At 47.0% G+C, this 19,696-nt stretch carries 21 protein-coding genes; 9 read left to right on the top strand and 12 right to left on the bottom strand.

The genetic code is table 11. From position 1 onward, the window contains the following. Positions 1-30: 30 nt before the first annotated feature. Entirely contained in the window at positions 31-591 is a 561-nt protein-coding gene (locus LZG94_RS25475; protein WP_215235977.1) for a cob(I)yrinic acid a,c-diamide adenosyltransferase, read from the top strand. 97 nt (positions 592-688) lie between these two features. Next, on the top strand, positions 689-1,756 hold the full coding sequence (locus LZG94_RS25470) for a branched-chain amino acid aminotransferase (protein WP_215235976.1): 1,068 nt from the start codon (positions 689-691) through the stop codon (positions 1,754-1,756). 156 nt (positions 1,757-1,912) lie between these two features. On the opposite strand, the gene LZG94_RS25465 is transcribed toward LZG94_RS25470, so the two are convergent. Next, the gene (locus LZG94_RS25465) at positions 1,913-2,797 is read right to left on the bottom strand and encodes an AraC family transcriptional regulator (protein ID WP_233794481.1); all 885 of its coding nucleotides are present in this window, start codon (positions 2,795-2,797) and stop codon (positions 1,913-1,915) included. A 256-nt stretch (positions 2,798-3,053) separates the two neighbouring features. Here LZG94_RS25465 and LZG94_RS25460 point away from each other — a divergent pair, with 256 nt between their 5' ends. The 5 genes from LZG94_RS25460 (at position 3,054) to LZG94_RS25440 (ending at position 7,285) form a co-directional block, all read left to right on the top strand. Next, entirely contained in the window at positions 3,054-4,877 is a 1,824-nt protein-coding gene (locus LZG94_RS25460) for a sodium:solute symporter family protein (protein WP_233794480.1), read from the top strand. A 100-nt stretch (positions 4,878-4,977) separates the two neighbouring features. Beyond that, on the top strand, positions 4,978-5,493 hold the full coding sequence (locus tag LZG94_RS25455) for a phosphoheptose isomerase (RefSeq protein WP_233794479.1): 516 nt from the start codon (positions 4,978-4,980) through the stop codon (positions 5,491-5,493). A gap of 45 nt (positions 5,494-5,538) precedes the next feature. Then, positions 5,539-6,435: a DUF72 domain-containing protein gene (locus LZG94_RS25450; protein ID WP_233794478.1), complete on the top strand. Its 897-nt coding sequence runs from the start codon at positions 5,539-5,541 to the stop codon at positions 6,433-6,435. 11 nt (positions 6,436-6,446) lie between these two features. Then, positions 6,447-6,899 carry a GNAT family N-acetyltransferase gene (locus tag LZG94_RS25445; RefSeq protein ID WP_233794477.1) on the top strand — a complete coding sequence of 151 codons (453 nt, stop codon included), beginning with the start codon at positions 6,447-6,449 and terminating at the stop codon, positions 6,897-6,899. Positions 6,900-6,910: 11 nt separating this feature from the next. Further along, entirely contained in the window at positions 6,911-7,285 is a 375-nt protein-coding gene (locus LZG94_RS25440; RefSeq protein ID WP_233794476.1) for a VOC family protein, read from the top strand. Between the two features lie 31 nt (positions 7,286-7,316). Here LZG94_RS25440 and LZG94_RS25435 read toward each other — a convergent pair whose 3' ends face one another. From LZG94_RS25435 to LZG94_RS25410, 6 genes are all read right to left on the bottom strand, one after another. Then, complete coding sequence (locus LZG94_RS25435; protein WP_233794475.1) at positions 7,317-7,520, bottom strand: hypothetical protein; 204 nt, start codon at positions 7,518-7,520, stop codon at positions 7,317-7,319. Further along, complete coding sequence (locus tag LZG94_RS25430) at positions 7,517-7,825, bottom strand: type II toxin-antitoxin system HigB family toxin (protein ID WP_233794474.1); 309 nt, start codon at positions 7,823-7,825, stop codon at positions 7,517-7,519. Before LZG94_RS25430 ends, LZG94_RS25435 begins: the two co-directional genes overlap by 4 nt. Before the next feature lie 137 nt (positions 7,826-7,962). After that, the gene (locus LZG94_RS25425; protein ID WP_233794473.1) at positions 7,963-9,264 is read right to left on the bottom strand and encodes an AarF/ABC1/UbiB kinase family protein; all 1,302 of its coding nucleotides are present in this window, start codon (positions 9,262-9,264) and stop codon (positions 7,963-7,965) included. 2 nt (positions 9,265-9,266) lie between these two features. Continuing rightward, positions 9,267-9,941: a TetR family transcriptional regulator C-terminal domain-containing protein gene (locus tag LZG94_RS25420; RefSeq protein WP_233794472.1), complete on the bottom strand. Its 675-nt coding sequence runs from the start codon at positions 9,939-9,941 to the stop codon at positions 9,267-9,269. A gap of 91 nt (positions 9,942-10,032) precedes the next feature. Then, entirely contained in the window at positions 10,033-11,388 is a 1,356-nt protein-coding gene (locus tag LZG94_RS25415) for a D-arabinono-1,4-lactone oxidase (protein ID WP_233794471.1), read from the bottom strand. 67 nt (positions 11,389-11,455) lie between these two features. After that, positions 11,456-12,943 (bottom strand): PLP-dependent aminotransferase family protein, encoded by a 1,488-nt coding sequence (locus LZG94_RS25410; RefSeq protein WP_233794470.1) that lies wholly within the window; start codon positions 12,941-12,943, stop codon positions 11,456-11,458. Positions 12,944-13,090: 147 nt separating this feature from the next. On the opposite strand from LZG94_RS25410, the gene LZG94_RS25405 reads away from it, so the two are divergent. Then, positions 13,091-15,037, top strand: a complete 1,947-nt coding sequence (locus LZG94_RS25405; RefSeq protein ID WP_233794469.1) for a TonB-dependent siderophore receptor — start codon at positions 13,091-13,093, stop codon at positions 15,035-15,037. 52 nt (positions 15,038-15,089) lie between these two features. Continuing rightward, positions 15,090-15,857, top strand: a complete 768-nt coding sequence (locus LZG94_RS25400) for an alpha/beta fold hydrolase (protein ID WP_233794468.1) — start codon at positions 15,090-15,092, stop codon at positions 15,855-15,857. Positions 15,858-15,863: 6 nt separating this feature from the next. On the opposite strand, the gene LZG94_RS25395 is transcribed toward LZG94_RS25400, so the two are convergent. The 5 genes from LZG94_RS25395 to LZG94_RS25375 form a co-directional block, all read right to left on the bottom strand. Continuing rightward, the gene (locus tag LZG94_RS25395; RefSeq protein WP_233794467.1) at positions 15,864-16,853 is read right to left on the bottom strand and encodes an NAD(P)H-quinone oxidoreductase; all 990 of its coding nucleotides are present in this window, start codon (positions 16,851-16,853) and stop codon (positions 15,864-15,866) included. A 20-nt stretch (positions 16,854-16,873) separates the two neighbouring features. Then, positions 16,874-17,242 carry a YccF domain-containing protein gene (locus LZG94_RS25390; RefSeq protein WP_233794466.1) on the bottom strand — a complete coding sequence of 123 codons (369 nt, stop codon included), beginning with the start codon at positions 17,240-17,242 and terminating at the stop codon, positions 16,874-16,876. Next, on the bottom strand, positions 17,239-17,850 hold the full coding sequence (locus LZG94_RS25385) for a pseudouridine synthase (protein ID WP_233794465.1): 612 nt from the start codon (positions 17,848-17,850) through the stop codon (positions 17,239-17,241). The genes LZG94_RS25390 and LZG94_RS25385 overlap by 4 nt, the downstream gene beginning before the upstream one ends. 8 nt (positions 17,851-17,858) lie before the next feature. Further along, complete coding sequence (locus LZG94_RS25380) at positions 17,859-18,221, bottom strand: endonuclease domain-containing protein (RefSeq protein ID WP_233794464.1); 363 nt, start codon at positions 18,219-18,221, stop codon at positions 17,859-17,861. A 308-nt stretch (positions 18,222-18,529) separates the two neighbouring features. Further along, the gene (locus LZG94_RS25375) at positions 18,530-19,600 is read right to left on the bottom strand and encodes a DUF3500 domain-containing protein (protein WP_233794463.1); all 1,071 of its coding nucleotides are present in this window, start codon (positions 19,598-19,600) and stop codon (positions 18,530-18,532) included. Between the last annotated feature and the right edge of the window lie 96 nt (positions 19,601-19,696).

Raw genomic sequence — 19,696 nt, 5'->3', positions numbered from 1 at the left:
TCTAAAACCTAATTGACAACGAAGCCAAAAATGAAAATATACACAAAGACAGGTGACAAAGGTATGACGTCGCTGATCGGGGGCACGCGGCTCAGCAAGGCCCACGTGCGGATAGATGCGTACGGGACAGTGGACGAACTGAACAGCTACATCGGCCTCCTGCGCGACCAGCCCGTGAATGAGGGGAGGAAAGAATTGTTGAAGGAAATCCAGGACAGGCTCTTTACCATCGGCTCGCATTTAGCCTCAGAATCAGACCGTAGCAAGCGGATATTGCCTGACCTGCACGATGACGACATTTTTCTGCTGGAAACCGAAATGGACCAGATCGAGCTGAGCGTTCCCACGTTGCGCGCATTCGTTTTGCCGGGCGGGCACCAGTCGGTTTCATTCGGGCACCTGGCCAGGACGGTTTGCCGCCGGGCCGAGCGTGGGGTTATCCATTTGCAGCAGGGAGAGGAAGTAGAAGAAATCGTTGTAAGGTATCTCAACAGGCTTTCCGACTACCTTTTCATGCTTTGCCGGGCGATGACTTATGAGCTTGGAATTGAGGAAGTGACGTGGAATCCGCGGGTATCTTCAAAAAAATAATTGTTATACTAAATATCGGGTATTTATAGATTAAATATTTAAATTGCAATCCCTGATAAAGTCGTTATTAGCGTACGAAAAATTAAATTCTGGCATCATGACAGCCGACACATTACAGATTGAGATTCAGCCTACAAGCCAGTCTCGCTTACAGGATGTTGACTTCAACAACCTGGTTTTTGGCCGGAATATTTCCGACCACATGTTTATCGCCGAATATCGCGGAGGCCAATGGCAGGACCTTCGGATCGTCCCTTACGGCGACCTCTCGCTCAGCCCTGCTACTGCTGCGCTTCATTACGGACAAGCGATCTTCGAAGGAATGAAAGCTTATAAGAATGAAGAAGGGGAAGTGCTTCTTTTCCGTGCGATTGACAACTGGAAACGACTCAATAAATCGGCAGAACGCCTTTGCATGCCTTCGATTCCGGAAGACGTTTTCATGAACGGGCTGCTTGAACTGCTTCGTCTGGATTCGGGCTGGGTACCGTCACAGCCTGGCTGCTCGCTGTACATTCGTCCGTACATGTTCGCTACCGATCCTTATATTGGTGTAAAACCATCTGATTCATACTACTTTATCATTTTCACAAGTCCGGTAGGCACTTACTATGCGAAGCCGCCGCGGGTTAAAGTGGAAACGCATTTTATCCGCGCTGCCGAAGGTGGTGTGGGCGGTACCAAATGTGCTGGTAACTACGCCGGTTCATTGTACCCTGCCAAGCTTGCACAGGAGGAGGGTTATGATCAGCTGATCTGGACCGACGCCCGCGAGCACGCTTATATCGAAGAATCGGGCACGATGAATATCATGTTCCTGATCGACGGGAAGCTGGTAACACCTTATGTATCAGAAACTACGCTTGACGGTATCACCAGGAAAAGCATTGTAGAAATCGCTAAAACCTGGGGTATTCCGGTGGAAGAGCGCAGGGTAAGTGTGAAGGAAATCATCGACGCCGCAAAAGACGGAACGCTTGAATCGGCCTTCGGAGCGGGTACAGCAGTAGTAATATCTCCTTTCGCGACCATCGCCTACGAAGGTGTAGACTACGCACTTCCCGAGATCAAAGAAGATTCATTTGTCAATAAAGTGAAAAACTACCTGACCGACCTCCGCACCGGCAAAGTCGAAGACGGATTCGGCTGGATGACGAAAGTGTAGTTTGGGTTTTTGAGTTGATGAGTTTAAAGTTTATGAGTAAAGAGTTCAAAGTCCGGGTCCGCCCAGAACTTTGAACTCTTTTTTTATTCAATCATTCATCGCACCGGCGACCCGGTCATTCACTCATTCGATCATTCAATCATTCAAAACTCTCACCTACACAAACGTCCGCGTCCCCGAATAATTCTCCCTAAACTCCTTTGGCGTGCAGCCGTTTTTACTTTTGAATATACGGTTGAAATAAGACAGGTTATTAAACCCGCATTTATAGGCGATTTCGGAAACTGTATTACTGGTGTTGATCAAATACCGCGACGCGTGCCCCAGCCTGATCTCGTTCAAACTCTCGATGAAAGTCTTCCCGGTTCTTTTTTTGATAAACCGGCTGAAAGAAACCTCCGACATTCCTGCCAGCTTCGACACGGCGTCGAGATCAATTTCCTTGTCGTAATTGTCCCGCATAAAAACAAATACCTTCTCAATCCGCCGGCTGTTAAAATTAACCGTATCGTCGGTGAAAGTACCTTTCGAAAGCGTCCGCATATTGCGCGAAACGGACAGATCATGCAGGATTGACATCAGTTCCAATATCGAATCGAACCCACTTTTTTGTTCCAGGGCCTGAAACCGCGGCAATATCCTTTCAATCGTATCTTTTGAAAAAGCTATCCCTTTCGCCGATTTTTCCAGCAGCGACCGGACGAAAAATAACTGGTTCCGTTTCAGGAATTTTTCGTCAAAAAGATCTTTGTGAAACTGCACCGTGATCTCCTTCACCTCCGGCATTCCCTCCTCCCACTTATAGCTGTGCGTAAGCCAGCCGTGCGGGAGGTTATTCCCTACCAGTACCAGTTCTGCATTATCGATCACCTCACTATGGTCGCCCACAATGCGCTTGACGCCACGCCCGGACAGGATCAGATTCAGCTCGAACTCTTCGTGCGTATGTAATGGAAAGTCAAAAACCGTCTTACTTCGTGTAAATACCGTAAAACAGTCGTATTGCGTCAATGGAGTAATCTCGCGGTAGATTTCATTCATAGATCTGGGCTTACAATTATATAAATTTATCAATAAGAGTTTAAATTGTATCAGGTAGCGGCAATTATTTTATCTCAATAAAATATTTAAATAGTGCCAATAAAATCTGGTATCAGGCTTTTTAACCAGCTAAACACAACAAAACATTGTTTATTTTATAAAATGAGCTATAATTAACCCCGCCTTTGTTAAAATAGTATTACACCAGAAACCGGTAAGCATTTAGCGGCAAAACCACCTGCACAGATACCTCTTAATGAAAATGCAAACCCTTGATTTTCTGGTTATCGCGCTTTACCTCGCCCTGGTAGCCGTGATCGGAGTTATAGCAAGAAGGCAGGCTGGAAGGACGAATACAGATTATCTGCTTGGCGGCAAAAGTATCCCCTACTGGATGCTCGGCATTTCAAATGCGTCGGGTATGTTCGACATTTCCGGCACAGCCTGGATGGTTTCGATTATGTTCGTTTATGGAGTAAAAAGCGTGTGGCTCCCGTGGCTGTGGCCGGTTTTCAACCAGGTGTTTTTGATGGTATATCTCTCTATGTGGTTGCGCAAATCAAATGCGTCAACCGGCGCGGAATGGATGCTCACACGGTTTGGCAACCAGAAAGATTCCCGGCTCTCCCACTCGATCATCGTAGTATTTGCATTGCTGAGCTGCATTGGTTTTATGACCTACGCGTTCATCGGCTTGGGTAAGTTTCTGGAAATCTTCATCCCCTGGTCAGCTATTTCGGAATATGTGCCATTTTCGATCCCGGCCGGGTACGTTGCCCATTTTTACGGGTTCATTTTTACCATATTCACTGTATTTTACTCGCTGCTCGGAGGGATGAAAAGCATTGTCTGGGCTGACCTCGCGCATTATATTGTTATTCTGATCATCTCGGTTTCCGTCGCAATCATTGCAATGCACGCACTGAGCGGCACTTCCCTGTCCGTACCAAAACGCTGGGACGAACTTTCATTCGGTAGAGACCTCGATATTGACTGGAATACCTTGTTACCCGAAGCCGCGCGCAAGATTTCAGACGACAATTTTTCTCCGTTCGGCTATTTCTTCGCATTAATGGCCACGAAAGGAATCCTGGCCAGTCTGGCCGGACCAATGCCCAGCTACGATATGCAGAAAATCCTTTCGGCCCGCTCTCCGCGGGAAGCCGCTTTAATGAGCATGCTAGTGAACTTTGCTCTTTTACCAACCCGCTACCTACTGATCACCGGCGTTGCTGTGCTAGGTCTTTTGCATTACCGAAACACCGGCCCGGGCATGTTACCGGGACAGGATTTTGAGCGGCTGCTACCCGCTGTTTTGAACACCCATATCCCGTCTGGTCTGCTGGGATTGGCGCTGGTTGGGCTCCTGGGCTCGTTTATGGGCACTTTTGCAGGCACTTTCAATGCGGCGCAAGCTTATCTTGTCAACGATATTTACCTGAAATCCATCAACCCAAACGCAGGGAATTCGCAAGTTCGGCGGATGAATTATCTGCTTGGCCTGGCAATCGTATTGCTCTCGGTTTCGCTGGGTTTTGTTGTCAATAATATCAATAGCGTTTTGCTATGGATCGTCGCCGGATTGTACGGCGGCTACCTCGCTTCAAACGTGCTGAAATTTCACTGGTGGAGGTTTAACAACCACGGTTTCTTTTGGGGAATGATCGCGGGGATTGTCTGTGCGCTGAGTTGTCCGTACCTGTTTCCGGGCACGAATCCACTTTATTATTTCCCGGTTATACTTTTCATTTCCCTCGTCGCCGCAGTAACAGCCACGTTTCTGACCCCGCCAACAGATATGCAGGTGCTCAAAGCATTTTATAAGAACGTAAATCCGTGGGGCTGGTGGAAGCCCGTAGCGGCTGCGGTTTGCATTGAAAATCCTGATTTTGTACCTAATAAAAACTTTCCCCGCGACGCATTCAATATTGTAGTTGGGATTATTGCGCAAACGTCGCTTACGCTGCTGCCTGTTTATATTGTACTGCTACTCCCCTCTCAGGCGGCGATTGTGGCTGCGATATTGCTCGCCTGCGCGGCTGTTCTCCGGAACTCCTGGTACAAAAAGCTGCCGAACTGACCGAAGGTTATCTAAACCTGTCACACGGTAATTTTTAGGTTGACTTTTTGTTTTTTGTTCTAATTTTGAAATTCACCTTATCTACGTTATTTCCCTTTATATGATACAATCATTCACAGCCGATGCGGACAAAGATGTCGTTTTTGCAAAAGTTCAGCAGTTTATCGACGAGCAGGGCTTCACGGTTGTCAGCAAAGATCATTCTCGACCCTGGGGCGGCTTTTTTGTTTTAGACGAAAGTCAGGCGCCTCAATTCATTTCTACTTTTTTCCCGCATTTGTCACTGGAAGACTTCGCAGGCTACGAAAAATTGAGTCCTAAAATTCTGGTAGTGGCTCCAAACAAGCGCCTCTCCTGGCAATATCACCACCGCCGCGCTGAGATCTGGAAAGTAATAGGCGGAAACGCAGGAATCGTGATCAGTGATACCGACGAAGAAACCGAATTGCAGCAACTACCGATCGGAACTGTTGTCGATCTGAAAAAAGGCGAACGCCACCGGCTGGTTGGAGTAAATGAATGGGGTTTTGTAGCTGAGATCTGGCAACACACGGATCCTGCCAATCCTTCTGATGAAGACGATATTGTGCGTGTTCAGGATGATTTTGGGAGATAAACAAGAAAAGGCTTTCCATTGATTTGACAAAATTCAGGCTATAATATGAAATTCGGAAAAGTTGACAATCCCGCAGAAATCGATTTCACGCTGCCGCCCGACGCGCCTGGGACCAAGATTATTTTTGCCAATGCAAAAGGCGGGGGCAACCCCGAAATTTGTATCGGATGCGCCAAATGGAACAAAACGGACCTGAAAACCTTCTACCCGAAAGGGACCAAAGATGAGCTGGGCTACTACGCGACGCAGTTCAACAGCATCGAATTGAATGCCACATTTTATAATAATTTCCCTGTTGAAACCATTGAGGGCTGGTACAATAAAACGACTCCCGGTTTCAAGTTTTTTCCCAAGATACACCAGGGTGTCAGCCACTGGAAAAGGCTGAAAGAAGCAAAGGAACAAACTGACGTGTACCTCGACGGGATTTCGCATTTGCAGGAAAAACTGGGAATGCTGTTTTTGCAAATGCCGGATAATTTTGGACCCAAGAACTGGGAAGCACTGAAAGCATATCTGGAAGAATGGCCATCAGGCTTTCCGCTTGCGCTGGAATTGCGGCACACCGGCTGGTACGACGGCACATTCGATAATACCGAGTTTTACGAAGTGCTCGAAAAAAATAACATCACGCACATCATCACCGACGCAGCCGGGCGCCGCGACCTGCTGCACATGCGTTTGACTACGCCTATCGCGTTTATCCGTTACAATGGCGCCAATGTAGATTCTGATTATACCAGGCTCGACGAGTGGTTTGAAAGGATAAAAGTCTGGGTAGCAGAAGGTATTGAAAAAATCTACTTTTTCGTCCATCAAAACCACGAAGAAGCCTCGCCCTTTCTATCAGGTTACCTGATCCGGAAATTCAATGACGAGTTGGGAATGAACCTGCACGTACCTATTGACCCGAAGAATGCGGGGCAGATTAAGCTGCTTTGAGTTCTGAAAAAATGACCGAGCTAATCAGGACAAACAGCGAAAATCCTGACTTTAAAACATTAACGGACAAGCTGGACGACGAGCTTTGCCGGATATACAATACTAAAAAGGAGGATTTTGAGGAGTACAACAGGATCACAGGTTTAAAAACGGTTTTACTTGCCTATTCCCACGGCCGCCTTGCCGCTTGCGGCTGTTTTAAGATACTGAGCACGAACACCATAGAGCTCAAACGGATGTATGTGGAGCCCGATTTTCGCGGTCGCGGGATTGCGTCGGCTCTGGTAGCTGAGATAGAGAAGTGGGCGCTGGAATTGGGATATAATACTGCGTTTCTTGAAACCGGCAAAGGGCAGCCTCAGGCAATAGCATTGTATAAAAAGTTAGGTTACAAGCCGGTTACCGATCCGATTTTAGAAGTATCGGATTATAGTGTTTGTATGCAAAAGGATTTGAAACCTTAAAAAGTAAGCAAATGGCAAAGAAATTCCTCGGTCTCCGGACTACCATTTACAAAGTCCCCGACATTGAAAAAGCAAAAGCCTGGTACACCGCAGCATTCGAAACGGCACCGTATTTCGACGAGCCGTTTTATGTCGGGTTCAATATCGCCGGCTACGAATTAGGCTTGCAGCCGGAAGAGGCAGAAATGTCCGGAAAGACAGCGAATGTAGTAACCTATTGGGGAGTCGAAAACGCCGGGCAGGAGTTTGACAGACTGATAAGCCTTGGCGCTACGCCCCACGAAGAGCCGGCCAATGTCGGCGGCGATATCGTAGTAGCCTCCGTGCTCGACCCCTGGGGAAATGTGATTGGCGTGATCTATAACCCGGAGTTTACGTTGGAATAGGGTTAATGTGTTTTCAGGATAAAATCGGCGTCTAGACCATACCTTGCAGTGCTTTGGGAGGCTCAATATAATAATGCTCTCTCTCATAAGCTTCTGCCGCCAGTGCCATTTTGCGGATCTTCTGCATTTCCGCCTCAGAAAGATTGACCTCGCCTTTATTCATTAAGACCAATATCTCCTCCATAATACGGTTATACTCTGGCTCGCTTTCTATTTTCGTGTAGGTACTATTCATTTTTTTCTGAGCTTAATTGTTGAGGCATCTATTTTATCGTATTCACCGTGCGTCCCGATAAACAACAGATAAATAGTCCTGATACTAAAGTTGATAAGGGCTATTAGCCGATAATTGTTTCCCTTTATGTTAAATACGTATCTATCATTTCCGACGGCGTCGACCGAATTGAAATCTTCTTTTAATTGATGAAAATTCGACCAGTTTGCCTTTTCTGATGCTTTAAACCAGGTATTTAAAGCATTAGCTGAATCTGGATAATGTACTGTAAACTCCCTGATCAATTTGTAACTGATCACAACCATAATGTCCGCGAAAGTGTGTGTGACGCCATAATGGCTATTTATTAAAGTTAAACATATTTTAGAAAATCTGAATTCAAGTATAACAAAAAATGGCAGACCTCCCGGTCTGCCATTTTTTAATAGGACAATATCAATTATTACACCGCTAGCTGCTTCGTTTCCACTGTTGCCTTCAAATCGTGCAGCAGGCTGAACAGGCCGAAAAAGGTCCTGTTCATATAAATGAAATGCTTGGATCCGCGGTTCATATTCATTTTGCGAAGTTCTTTATCGTTGGCGTATTTCTCACCGAGTGCGGCCAGTTTCAGGAAGAACGTTTCGTCTGAAAAATCAAATGTATCCGAGTTAAATGGCTGTGTCAGAAGTCCGAGTACGTCTTTGAAGAGATTTGAGAAATAGATGATCTCCTTTTCTGTATCCTTTGGTGTCAGGATTTCCAGTTCCACAAGCCTTTTATTATAGATAAGCGGATCGTTCAGATTTTCAGGCTCGGCCAGATCGAAATATGGTGTGTAAAACGATTCAGGAATCTCTTTGATACAGCCAAAATCAATTGCAATCAGGTTATCCTGCTCGTCGATCAGGAAATTGCCGGGGTGCGGATCTGCGTGGACTTTTCGCAACTGATGTACCTGGAACATATAAAAATCCCAAAGCGCCTGCCCAATTTTATTGGCTAAATGCTGGTCTTGATTAGTCTTCGTAAACTCTGATAAATGCCTTCCCTGCATCCAGTCCATCGTAATAACCCTTTCGCACGAATATTCGGGATAGTACACCGGAAAGCGAAGATTTGGAATATGGGCACAAGCCTCTGCTATTTCAGCACTTTGCGCAATTTCCAGAATGTAATTGGTTTCTTCCGTCAGCTTGGTCTCAACCTCTTTGAAATACTTATCCGAGTCTTTTGCCTGAATATTGAACATCCGCATCGCGATCGGCTTCACCAAGGCAAGGTCTGTTGAAATGCTTTCCGCAACGCCGGGATACTGAATTTTTACTGCCAATTGTTTATCTCCAAGCGTAGCTTTATGCACCTGCCCGATGCTCGCGGCATTAATCGCATTCGCATCAAAACTGTCGAAAAGATCAAGCGGCGATTTGCCGAAATATTTACGGAATGTTTTCACAACCAGCGGAGCGGAGAGCGGCGGTACCGAAAACTGCGACAGCGAAAACTTCTCCACATAAGCCTGGGGAAGGAAATTCTTCTCCATACTCAGCATTTGAGCCAGCTTTAATGCACTGCCTTTCAGGTTTTTGAGGCCATCGTATATATCTTCCGCATTATTCGTATTCAAATTATCACGTGCCGACTCCGGATTTGTGATTTTCTCGCCGTAATACTTCAAATAATTCCCGCCGATTTTCACGCCGGTCGAGATCAATTTAGAGGCACGCTGAATTTTCGAGGTAGGTATACTATCAATTGTCTCCATTCCTACCGCAGCTTTTCTTTAATGAGAAATTTTCCAAAATCAATAATGCTTTCAAGTGGTGAAGTATCGATCAGGTCGAATGTGGCTCGGAGCGACTTTTCGATAAACAGGTCTGTTTTTTCAAACCCGATCGACTCGTCGTCGAGCCAGAATTTCAAGGTCACCAGGAACTGGATCCAGGCGCCTTCGTTCAGCGCATCCTGCTGCGCGCTGCGAATCCTTTCACTCTTCATTTTGAGGTAACCCGCACTGATCTGGTTGATAAATTCCTTGAATTCCTTCCGGAATTCCTTCAACTTCATCAGACTATCCAGCTTGTTCTTATTGTCTTTCAAAGCCAGTATCACATAGCTTCTATTCGCTGTAAGTATCTCAAAATAAGTGTAGTAGTAAGTAAGCAACTTATCCTGAAAACCCAGTAATACTGTATCTTGACTCTGATCCATCAGCTGTACTGCGAGCTTGTGAAAGCTCACGAATACACTTTTTTCAATCGCGTCAATGGACGAGAAATGTTTGTAAAAATCCTTTTCCACAATTCCATTCTGCTTGCAGAACAAATACACCGACTCAGGCTTTTTGTTGTGTTCCAAACAGTAATGCATGAATAATTCGGTAATTTTTTCGGAGGTAATCTCCTGTGCAGCGGCCGGAAGTTCTCTCAATTTTGTTGCCATTATAGATGTTGATTAGCGCAAAATGTCTACACTGAAGAACGCAAACGCCGCGCTATTCGTGCCAGTTTCTACATCGTATTCGAGGAAAGTTTCAACCGAACACGTTCAGCTTCAGGAAGTCATTGACGAATTTTCCCTTCGGATCGTATTCCCTGGCCAGCTTTCTGAAATCAGCCAGTTTCTCATACCGTTTTTCAAGAAGTACAGGCGAAATTGTAAAAAGTTTCCCCCAATGCGGCCGGACATTGAACGGGGCAAGTTCGCGTTCAATAACAGGCAAAAGCTTGCTCACAGCCGCCCATTCCTGTTTCCAGGTAAAGTGAATAGCGACCGAATCCTGCTTGTAACACGGGCTGAGCCACAAATTGTCCGCCGCAACAGTCCGGATCTCGGAGGTAAAAAGGTGCGGGCCGACCTGGTTGCCCAGTTTGGAAATCGCCATAATAGCTTCCACGGCATTTTTGCGCGGCACGAAATATTCCGACTGCAACTCTTTTCCGCTGCTGGGCGTAAAACCCATTTTGAAATGCGGCATCCGATCGTACCAGGGACCCGGCACGCCCATTTGCTCGGTACAGTTTTCGGCTGAAAGTTCCGGGATCGGATGCAGGTTTTTAGTAGCGAGTTTTCCTCCGAAAAATTCCTTTTCTGCTTTGAAAGCATTATCTCCAACCTTGAATTTTACCCACACTTCCTGAATCGCGTTACTTTGCCAGTTGGTGAAAAGGCTGACACTATATCCGGCAGATTCAATCGCATCAAAATGCTCCTTTAACTGGTCAAGCGGCAGGTTTTCGTACACATATTGTCCCATCATAAATGTCGGCTGCACATCGAGGGTAACCTGCGTCACCACGCCCAATGCACCCAGGTTTACAACCGCCGCATTGAATTTCTCCCCATCGTTTTTTCTGCTTAACCGAACTACTTCCCCGCTCGCGGTAACCAACTCCATCGCAGCAACCGCCGTCGACATATTTCCATTTTTCTCCCCCGAACCGTGCGTAGCAGTCGCACAGGCGCCGGCTACGGAAATGTGCGGCAGCGAGGCGAGGTTATGCAATGCAAATCCTTTTTTATGTAAAGCCGGGCTCAGCTGGCCATATTTCAGTCCGGCATTCACAGTAACTGTCTTATTTTTTTCGTCTAAAACGATCTGCTCGTCGGCATTAACGACAGATATAAACTGGTCTTTCGTGTCTGCGATATTATTGAAACAATGCCGCGTGCCGAGCACTTTCAGCTTCGGATATTTGGCAACTATTTCCTTCACCTGCTGCAACGATTTCGCTGAATCCAGCTTGTCGGTGCTATATTCGAGATTACCCGCCCAGTTTTTTAGCTTTTCTTTTGCGGCCCGACCGTTTGCGGCCCAACCGGTTAGCGGAGAGAATAATGGAGCTGTCATGAATGCAGATGATAATTTAATAAATGTTCTCTTCTTCATACCGGGGAAGTTGCGTGGCAGGTTTATGAATTTATCACAAATTAATTGAATAATTCAGGATTCCAACTCAGCTTTCCTGCGCCACTACTTCACTCAGAATCAGGATCGCTTCCCGCATTTCATCCTCATTCATATTTCCGAAACCGAGGCGCACCGCACTTAACTTTCCCGTTTGAAAAAGTAAGGTTTGCGGCAAATGCAGGTTTCGTTTCAGACAAGCCTTGCTGACGCGCATCAGATTAATATCCTTCCGCCACTCCGTCCAGAAAGCCAGTCCGCCGGGGGGAGATTTGAATGTGAGATAATCGCTTAAATGGGCATTCAGCAGCGTTTCCAGCAGGTCGCGGCGCTGGTGATACACTTTTTGCGCCTTCTTGATATGCCGCTGCACTTCGCCTTCGTCCAGCAATTCGCCCAGTGCCTGCTCCATCATCAAATCCCCCTGCCGGTCAATGATCCGCCTAAACTTCCCCAGCTCAGTGATCAGATCAGCGGGCGCAACCAGGTAACCCGAGCGCAACCCGGGTGCCAGCGCCTTGCAAAATGAGCCTACATACACCACCATTCCAGCGCGATCGGCACTTGCGAGCGGCAGCACCGGACTACTATTATAGTGGAAATCGTAATCGTGATCGTCTTCCAGAATGATAAATCCAAATTTCACCGAAAGTCCCAGCAACTCCATTCGCCGCTCGGCACTGAGCGTCACGGTGGTGGGATAGTGGTGGTGCGGCGTAATATAGAGCAGGCGGACCGGCGTGGTTTCACAAAGCTTCCGCAATGCATCTACCGATATTCCCTGCTCGTCGACCGGAATAGAAAGGATATGTGCGCCGGCCTTTTGGAAAATCATATTGGCCGTGTAATAACTCAGATCAGCCACTACAACCCGATCTCCTTTGTTGATCAACAGCTGCGAGGCGAGGTAAATACCCATTTGAACTCCCCGGGTAGTCAGGATATTTTCTGCTTTAATATGCAGCCCGCGGGTATTGTTGAGGTATCCGGCAAGCTTTTCGCGAAAATACATATTGCCTTCTGCGTGCGAGTAACCCAGGTATTTGCGGTTATTTTTTCTTCTCAAAACACCTGAATAGGCTTTTGCCAGTTTGTCCATCGGTGCCAGTCTCACGTCGGGCAGCCCGTCTGTAAATTCAAGATCCACATTTGAAACAGAAACAGGACGATCGAGCAGCATGCTTTTTTCAAATGCAAAACCGGTTTCGCGGGGGTAACTAACCAGATCTTCCGCCCGGAAATTTTTCAGCCCCGGGTACCTGTTTTCTGATGAATACGTCACATAGGTACCCTTATTCGGCCGCATTTCGATCCAGCCCTGGGCGTCGAGCTCCTGGTAGGCGGCCACAACGGTCTTCCGGTGCACTTCCAGAATTTCGGCCAGCGAGCGGGTTCCGGGAAGTTTGGCGCCATTTGCCAGCACCCCCCGCTGGATCGCATTGATCAGTTTATGAGCCACTTGCAGATAAACCGGCGTACCGGAAAGCCTGTCGAGCAGAATGATATTTTTAAATGGAATTTCAACCGGACTATTCATTAGATCAAAACCGGAGCATTTAGACGGTCCGGCAAGGTAGTAGTTTTGGAGGGATTAGCTGTTAGCTGTTAGTGAAACTGGATTTCGTAAAAATGTACTCAATAAAAAGCTAACGGCTAATTGCCAATAGCTAAAAGCAAAAAACAAATGAAAATCTCTATTACAATCTGCGCCCTCACGTTGCTCTCAACTTCTTTATTCGCGCAGGACATTTCTTTGGATCCGGTGACTGTTACTTCTTCTATTGTTGAAAAGCGGGCTTCGGAGACTGGGCGGAATATTGCGGTGATCAAGGGGGAGAATTTTCAAAACCTTCCGGTGCATAGTATCGACGATCTGCTCAGGTATGTACCGGGCGTGGAGATTCAGGCGCGTGGACCGATGGGCTCGCAGAGTGATATTGTGCTGCGCGGCGGTACTTTTCAACAAGTGCTGGTGATCCTGGACGGAATTCGCTTAAACGATCCTAATACCGGACATTTTAATAGTTACATCCCCATTTCCCCAGCTGAAATTGAGCGGATCGAGGTCTTAAAAGGTGCCTCTTCGGCGATTTATGGTTCAGATGCCGTGGGCGGGGTGATTCACGTGATTTCCAAAACCTTCGCAGCCCGGTTAAATGGTGAACAAGCTGAAAGTGCTTCTTCAAAAACGAATATCAGCGCAGGCGTTTCAGCCGGTCAATATGGACTTTTGAATGCGAATGTTGGGGGGTTTTATCAAAAAAGCAGATTAGCAATATCTGGCGGGTTGCTTACTAATAATGCCACCGGCGTGCAGCAGCGGGGTATTAAAGGCTATTTTCACAATAATACCGCGTCGCTTTCCCTGAATTACCAGCTCTCGGATGCGTGGAATGTGGCAGTGCGCAGTTCGTACGATCACCGTGATTTTGCTGCGCAGAATTTTTACACCGTATTAAAATCAGATACCGCAAGCGAAAAAGTCAGATCGTCGTGGAACCAGCTTCGGGTGGGTTATAAAAAGAACAAAACTGCATTTTCCTTCGATGCAGGCTACAAATTTGTGGAAGATACTTATCTGTTTAATCCGCATTCAATAGCCAATAACAGCAAATCACAGCTTTGGCAGGGATTGGCGACTTTGCAGCAGGAATTTACGCCAGCCACCAGTCTGATCGCCGGTTTGAATTATCAGAACAAAAATATCGCTTCCAACGACCGCGGCGATCATTCACTTCACCAGCTGGCTCCTTTCGTTTCGCTTGTTCAGCGTTTTGGCGAAAATTTTACAGTAACTCTTTCTATTCGAATTGACTGGCGGCAAAGTATCGGTACGGAAGCAGTTCCTCAAATTACATTATCCTACAAAAAAGACAGCTGGCAGCTTCGCGGAAGTGCGGGCAAAACGATCCGCGACGCAGATTTTACCGAACGTTTTAACAACTATAATAAAACCCTCGTCGCAGGCGGAAACGTAGGTAACCCTGATCTGAAAGCCGAGCGGTCGTTCAGTTACGAAGCTGGCGCAGACTGGTTTCTGACTGCAAATAATGCCTCTCAGTTCAAATTCTCAGCTACATTTTTCCAAAGATTACAAAACGATCTGATCGATTACGTGACCACGCCTTATGCGCAAATGCCGAGAAAGGATAACCTTTCGCCGACCGGAAATTTTGGTCTGGCGCTGAATATTGCCGAGGTCAATACCACCGGATTTGAGTTGGATATCCAGTCTGCAAATACGATCAGTACTAACCAGAAGCTGCTTTTCAATGCCGGATTCACGTGGCTTGATAGTAAAAACAGTAACCAGGTACCCTCGTTTTATGTGTCGTCCCACGCCAAATTCCTCACCAATTTTTCTGCTATTTATCAGGTTAATAATTTCTCCCTCAGCCTGAATGGTTTATACAAACAAAGAGCGGCGCGGGAAGCGGCGGCGATTGAGGCTGCAATCACGAAAAGCTATTTTGTGCTGAATGCGAGAGCTGAATATGCGATTCTCGGTAAAATGCTCGCCGTTTATGTGCAGGCTGATAATACATTTGACAAAGAATACAGTGATTTGCTAGGCTCGAAAATGCCGGGTCGCTGGTTGCTGGGCGGAATCAGATTTAATCTCGCGAAGTAGGGAATCGTTAATTGGGCGCAGTTCGTATATTGAGAAGCTACTTTTTAAAATTATGCTTTCTTACAAACGGACTGCGCTTTTTGTTTTAACGTTTTTCTCGCTTTTTTCGGGTCAATATGCATTTGCCCGGGAAAAACCCTCCGTTCCTGTTGATTCTTCTAAAATGAATGTCTACTTCCTCAGCGGCCTCGGCGCCGACAAGCGTGTTTTCAGTAATCTGAAACTTGACGATGACATTTCCGTGCACCATATTGAGTGGGTTAAGCCTTTAAAAAAAGAAACGCTGGCACATTATGCTGGCAGGATTATCTCGCAGATCGATACCACGAAACCGTTTCAGCTGGTTGGGGTTTCTTTTGGAGGGATGATCGCGTCGGAGATCTCGGAAATTGCAAAGCCAGAGCAGATTATCATCATTTCGAGCACTTCTACCGGCATTCCGGTTTCAGGATTTTATCGCGGATTAACCCGGTTTTTACTGGCATCCCCATTTGCCGGGCCAGTCTTGAAATCAGCCAATAAAACTACATACAAGTATTTTGGAGCAAATACACCGGAGTCAAAATCACTTTTGAAGGCTATTTTGCACGATACCGACACTAAATTTCTAAAATGGGCACTCGTGCGAACAGGAAGTTGGGAGAAAAAGCAGCGGGCTGAAAATCTTTATCATATTCACGGCGATAGTGACCGGCTGATCCCGGTAAATCTGGTAACACCGGATACAGTGATTGCAGGCGGCGGGCATTTAACGGTATTTGAGCAAGCTGACGAAATTTCTGCGATTTTAAACAAAAAATTAGCAACGCGGGACAGATAACGAATCTCAGTTATTGACTAGAATAATCTTCCCGATATGCTCGCTGCTTTCCATTAATGCGTGCGCCAATGCAGCCTCATTTAATAGAAATTCTTTGAATAGCACCGGTTTGAACAAGCCCTTTTCCAGCACCGGCCAAACCTGTTCGCGGATTTCTTGAGTAAGCTTTGTTTTAAATTCAACCTCCCGATTCCGTAAAGTACTGCCTGTGACGGTCAGCCGCTTTCGCATGATCAGCCCAAAATCTACCTGATCTTCCTCTGATTTTACCTTACTACCCCTCATTGTATTGATAAAAACCAGGCGACCATCGGTATTCAGCAGGCGGATATTCTTGGGAATATAATCACCGCCGACCATATCGAGGATCACATCGACACCTTCGTCTTTCAGGACACTTTCGAAATCCATTTCTTTATAGTTAATGCAAATATCAGCTCCCAGTGCAATACAGGCTTCGCATTTCTCCGCAGTACCGGCTGTGGCAAAAACCTTCCCTGCCCCCATTGCTTTTGCAAGCTGAATCGCAGTGATACCGATTCCGCTGCTGCCACCGTGCACAAGGAAATTTTCACCCGCTTTGAGTTGCCCGCGCTGGAATACATTATGCCAGACTGTAAAAACAGTCTCGGGCAAAGATGCAGCCTGTGCGTAGGTATAATTAGAAGGTACCGGAAGACAATGCCCCGCCTGAGCGACCGCATATTCGGCATAACCGCCGCCGGAAAGCAATGCGCAAACTTTGTCGCCCGGCTTCCAGCCAGTTACTTCACTGCCCGTTTCCACAATTTCACCAGCTACTTCCAGTCCGGGAATATCTTCCGAAGCGCCTGCTGGTGGGGGATATTTGCCCTGCCGCTGCATGACGTCAGGCCGGTTTACACCCGCGGCGTAAACTTTGATTAATACCTCGGTTGCTTTGGGTTTCGGCACTTCGCGCTCGCGGATCTGCAATACTTCCGGTGCGCCGGATTGTGTGATAACGGCTGCTTTCATGCCTGTTAATTTGGTTCGGATTAATAAATCTCCTTCCCGAAAGGGGTCAAAGACAGCGTCATTAGTTTGAAATGCTGTTTTGCGAAAGGAAGTCCGATAATGGTAATGGCAAGAATTATTCCAAAGACCAGGTGGGTGAGCGCGATCCATATCCCGCCGATCACGAGCCAGATCACATTGAAAACAGTGGACAAGCAGCCTGTATTGCCTAGAACATCGCGCACTTGCTGCCCGAATGGGAAAAGCGCGAGCATACCGATCTTGAAACACTGGATGCCAAATGGAATTCCAATGATTGTAATGCAGAGTATTAAGCCCGCAACCATATATTCGAGGAAAACCAGAAAACCGCCAAAGACGAGCCAGATAATATTCCCAATGAGATTCATGATTGCCAGTTTTTTATTTTTAATAACCTGAAAAATTCCGTTTCGTCTATTTCCCTGACCCCACCCGGCGGCAGGTCGCCGAGTTCCAGCGCCTCGATACTAACGCGGACCAGCCGCTTGCACCGGTGCCCGGCTACGCGTACCATTTTGCGAATCTGGTGAAATTTTCCTTCTGTCAGGGTCATTTCCAGCCAGGTATTGGGGATGTTTTCGTAGGTTTCATTTTTGTGTTTGGTTAAAATAGCAGGTCTGGGGATAATCTCTACCTCACAGGGATTGGTAATATACTCCACTCCGCCTTTGACCCTTATTCCGATGCCGGTGCGGAGCAACTGCAAAGTCTGCTCGCTCACATGATGTCCCACATTGACCCAATAGGTGCGCTTATGCGGGACTTCACCCATGAAAAGGAGATTAGTAACCTTTTTATTGGTGGTTAAAATCAGCAAACCTTCGGAATGGCTATCCAGTCTGCCTATTGCATGCGTACCGTCCGGAAACTCAAAATCCAGATCCCCCAGTAACCCCACCTCGTCCGTGCTGACGAACTGGGAAACCATATTAGGAGGCTTATTGATAATGAAGTAGCGGTGACTCGGCTGGGGCATTTGCGAATTTACTGACTCCCGGCGACAATTTCCTGGATTGTGGAAATGACTTCATCAATCCGGAAATATATATCTTCATTCGAAAACCGAATCACCTGAACATCAAAATCGTTGATCAGCTCAGATCTCAACCGGTCATATTCGACGTTCTCATCCAGCAAATGAATGCTTCCGTCCACTTCGATCACAAGTTTCGCTTCGTGGCAATAAAAATCTACAATATACAGGTGGAATGGGTGCTGCCTTCGAAATTTAACGCCCAGTTGCTTATTAGATAATCTTTCCCAGAGTAATTTTTCAGCTCTCGTTTCGCTGTTGCGAAGTATCCTCGCTCGCGCAAATAAAATTGGCGAAGCTCCGTAATGCATCATAATGTGTGTGTGAAAGCTGTTGCTAAGTCGAGCTTTCTATTGGTTTGTATTAATACCTGATTTAGAGGAAAAGGACTAGTGACTTGTAGGGACCGTTGGGCATTTGCCCCCGGCCCCTGAAGGGGTTAAGCGGTAGCCCGTTACACTTGCTCACCAACGCAAGTCCCCAATAGGGGATTTAGGGGTAACAAGCGAGGTGGTATCGGGCGGGAGTACATGTGCCCCCGGCCCCTGAAGGGGAGCAATGCATTTTCCATACAAACTTTGGTAAATAGGAAAAGTCCCCAACAGAGGATTTAGGGGTCTCTTCACCGGTGCCCCTTTTCATAATGCGCACGCAACATATCTTCCCCGAAATCATTCGTCAGGTCCCTTACTACTGTATGAATGTGGTTGCCGCCGTTTTGGGTGTTGTCGAATTCGATCAGGAACGTAGGGGCGTGGATGCGGTAGTAGTGGCCGTGGCCCGGACCGATCAGCGGCTCGCGGTCGCCCATCCATGCGAAGTGGATATTTTCCAGGCCGGCCTTTTCAAGTTCAGCCCACTGCTGGCTTTTGAGTGTGACGTGATAGCGTTGCAGATAAGCCATGATCAGGTCCTTGAAAATCGCCTGCTGCGCAGCATTCAAATCCCGCATTGGTATTCCTTCCATTTTTTCGAGAGACGCTTTGCGGGTGTTTGAAGTGAATATTTCGTTCGGTGCCTTTGCGCCCAGACTAGCTTTTTCCTGTTGAGATTTGTCAAGGCTGTTCAGAAACTTGAATGCTGTTTCCTGCTCGGCTTTCAGGATTACTTTCCCTTTTTGAGGTACGTCGGCGAGCACTTTCCCCGGATTGCTGCCCATGAAGCTGGGCGTATAGGTAATGTGGTTATTGATCGATGAAAAATGGAGGGACATGTGGTGGCCTTCCACACGCCAGCCCCAGGGATCGTTGCCAGGCTTGCCGAATATGAGAAACGCATAATTTTCAGGGTCGCGGTAGGTATCGTTGGCGGGGCGAGTTTCTACTACCCGCAATACATTTTCCAGGTCGATGATCTGCTCGGCTTTACTATATCCTTCCTGGCTTAAAACCACCTTGATCAGCGCCATTGCGGCTTTTCGTTGCGCTGCATCCATTTGTTTCAGAGAAATCCCTTTTCTGTCGCGGGGTGTAAAATTCCAGTCAAACCGCATTGGATCGGAATAGGGCAATATCGCGTCTTTCTGCTGGCTGGCATCCAGCAGTTTGATGAATGCATTTACGGCGAGCGCCATTTCTTTGGCGAGCTTTTCATCCTTGCCCAGCCGCGAAGCGGGATTATCTGCATTGGAAGCCGCAATTCCTGCGACGAAAAACAATATACACAGACCAGCCTTGAACCCTATCCTTTTCATAAGCAGTCACTTTTGAGATTTGATTTGAGTATTTCCCCGAAAATGAAAAGGATTAGCCGGCAGGAAACTACCAATGCGAGGCGAAACCGATTAGAT

It is taken from the genome of Dyadobacter sp. CY343, assembly GCF_021390335.1.
Classification (GTDB): domain Bacteria; phylum Bacteroidota; class Bacteroidia; order Cytophagales; family Spirosomataceae; genus Dyadobacter.
This window is presented reverse-complemented; position numbering and strand designations above follow the sequence as displayed.

Coding starts and splice junctions, on each gene's coding strand:
- LZG94_RS25450 (WP_233794478.1), top strand. CDS start 5,539: ATGAAATTCGGAAAAGTTGACAATCCCGCAGAAATCGATTTCACGCTG.
- LZG94_RS25440 (WP_233794476.1), top strand. CDS start 6,911: ATGGCAAAGAAATTCCTCGGTCTCCGGACTACCATTTACAAAGTCCCC.
- LZG94_RS25400 (WP_233794468.1), top strand. CDS start 15,090: ATGCTTTCTTACAAACGGACTGCGCTTTTTGTTTTAACGTTTTTCTCG.
- LZG94_RS25465 (WP_233794481.1), bottom strand. CDS start 2,797: ATGAATGAAATCTACCGCGAGATTACTCCATTGACGCAATACGACTGT.
- LZG94_RS25405 (WP_233794469.1), top strand. CDS start 13,091: ATGAAAATCTCTATTACAATCTGCGCCCTCACGTTGCTCTCAACTTCT.
- LZG94_RS25470 (WP_215235976.1), top strand. CDS start 689: ATGACAGCCGACACATTACAGATTGAGATTCAGCCTACAAGCCAGTCT.
- LZG94_RS25380 (WP_233794464.1), bottom strand. CDS start 18,221: ATGATGCATTACGGAGCTTCGCCAATTTTATTTGCGCGAGCGAGGATA.
- LZG94_RS25455 (WP_233794479.1), top strand. CDS start 4,978: ATGATACAATCATTCACAGCCGATGCGGACAAAGATGTCGTTTTTGCA.
- LZG94_RS25460 (WP_233794480.1), top strand. CDS start 3,054: ATGAAAATGCAAACCCTTGATTTTCTGGTTATCGCGCTTTACCTCGCC.
- LZG94_RS25390 (WP_233794466.1), bottom strand. CDS start 17,242: ATGAATCTCATTGGGAATATTATCTGGCTCGTCTTTGGCGGTTTTCTG.
- LZG94_RS25375 (WP_233794463.1), bottom strand. CDS start 19,600: ATGAAAAGGATAGGGTTCAAGGCTGGTCTGTGTATATTGTTTTTCGTC.
- LZG94_RS25475 (WP_215235977.1), top strand. CDS start 31: ATGAAAATATACACAAAGACAGGTGACAAAGGTATGACGTCGCTGATC.
- LZG94_RS25445 (WP_233794477.1), top strand. CDS start 6,447: ATGACCGAGCTAATCAGGACAAACAGCGAAAATCCTGACTTTAAAACA.
- LZG94_RS25395 (WP_233794467.1), bottom strand. CDS start 16,853: ATGAAAGCAGCCGTTATCACACAATCCGGCGCACCGGAAGTATTGCAG.
- LZG94_RS25435 (WP_233794475.1), bottom strand. CDS start 7,520: ATGAATAGTACCTACACGAAAATAGAAAGCGAGCCAGAGTATAACCGT.
- LZG94_RS25430 (WP_233794474.1), bottom strand. CDS start 7,825: ATGGTTGTGATCAGTTACAAATTGATCAGGGAGTTTACAGTACATTAT.
- LZG94_RS25420 (WP_233794472.1), bottom strand. CDS start 9,941: ATGGCAACAAAATTGAGAGAACTTCCGGCCGCTGCACAGGAGATTACC.
- LZG94_RS25425 (WP_233794473.1), bottom strand. CDS start 9,264: ATGGAGACAATTGATAGTATACCTACCTCGAAAATTCAGCGTGCCTCT.
- LZG94_RS25410 (WP_233794470.1), bottom strand. CDS start 12,943: ATGAATAGTCCGGTTGAAATTCCATTTAAAAATATCATTCTGCTCGAC.
- LZG94_RS25415 (WP_233794471.1), bottom strand. CDS start 11,388: ATGAAGAAGAGAACATTTATTAAATTATCATCTGCATTCATGACAGCT.
- LZG94_RS25385 (WP_233794465.1), bottom strand. CDS start 17,850: ATGCCCCAGCCGAGTCACCGCTACTTCATTATCAATAAGCCTCCTAAT.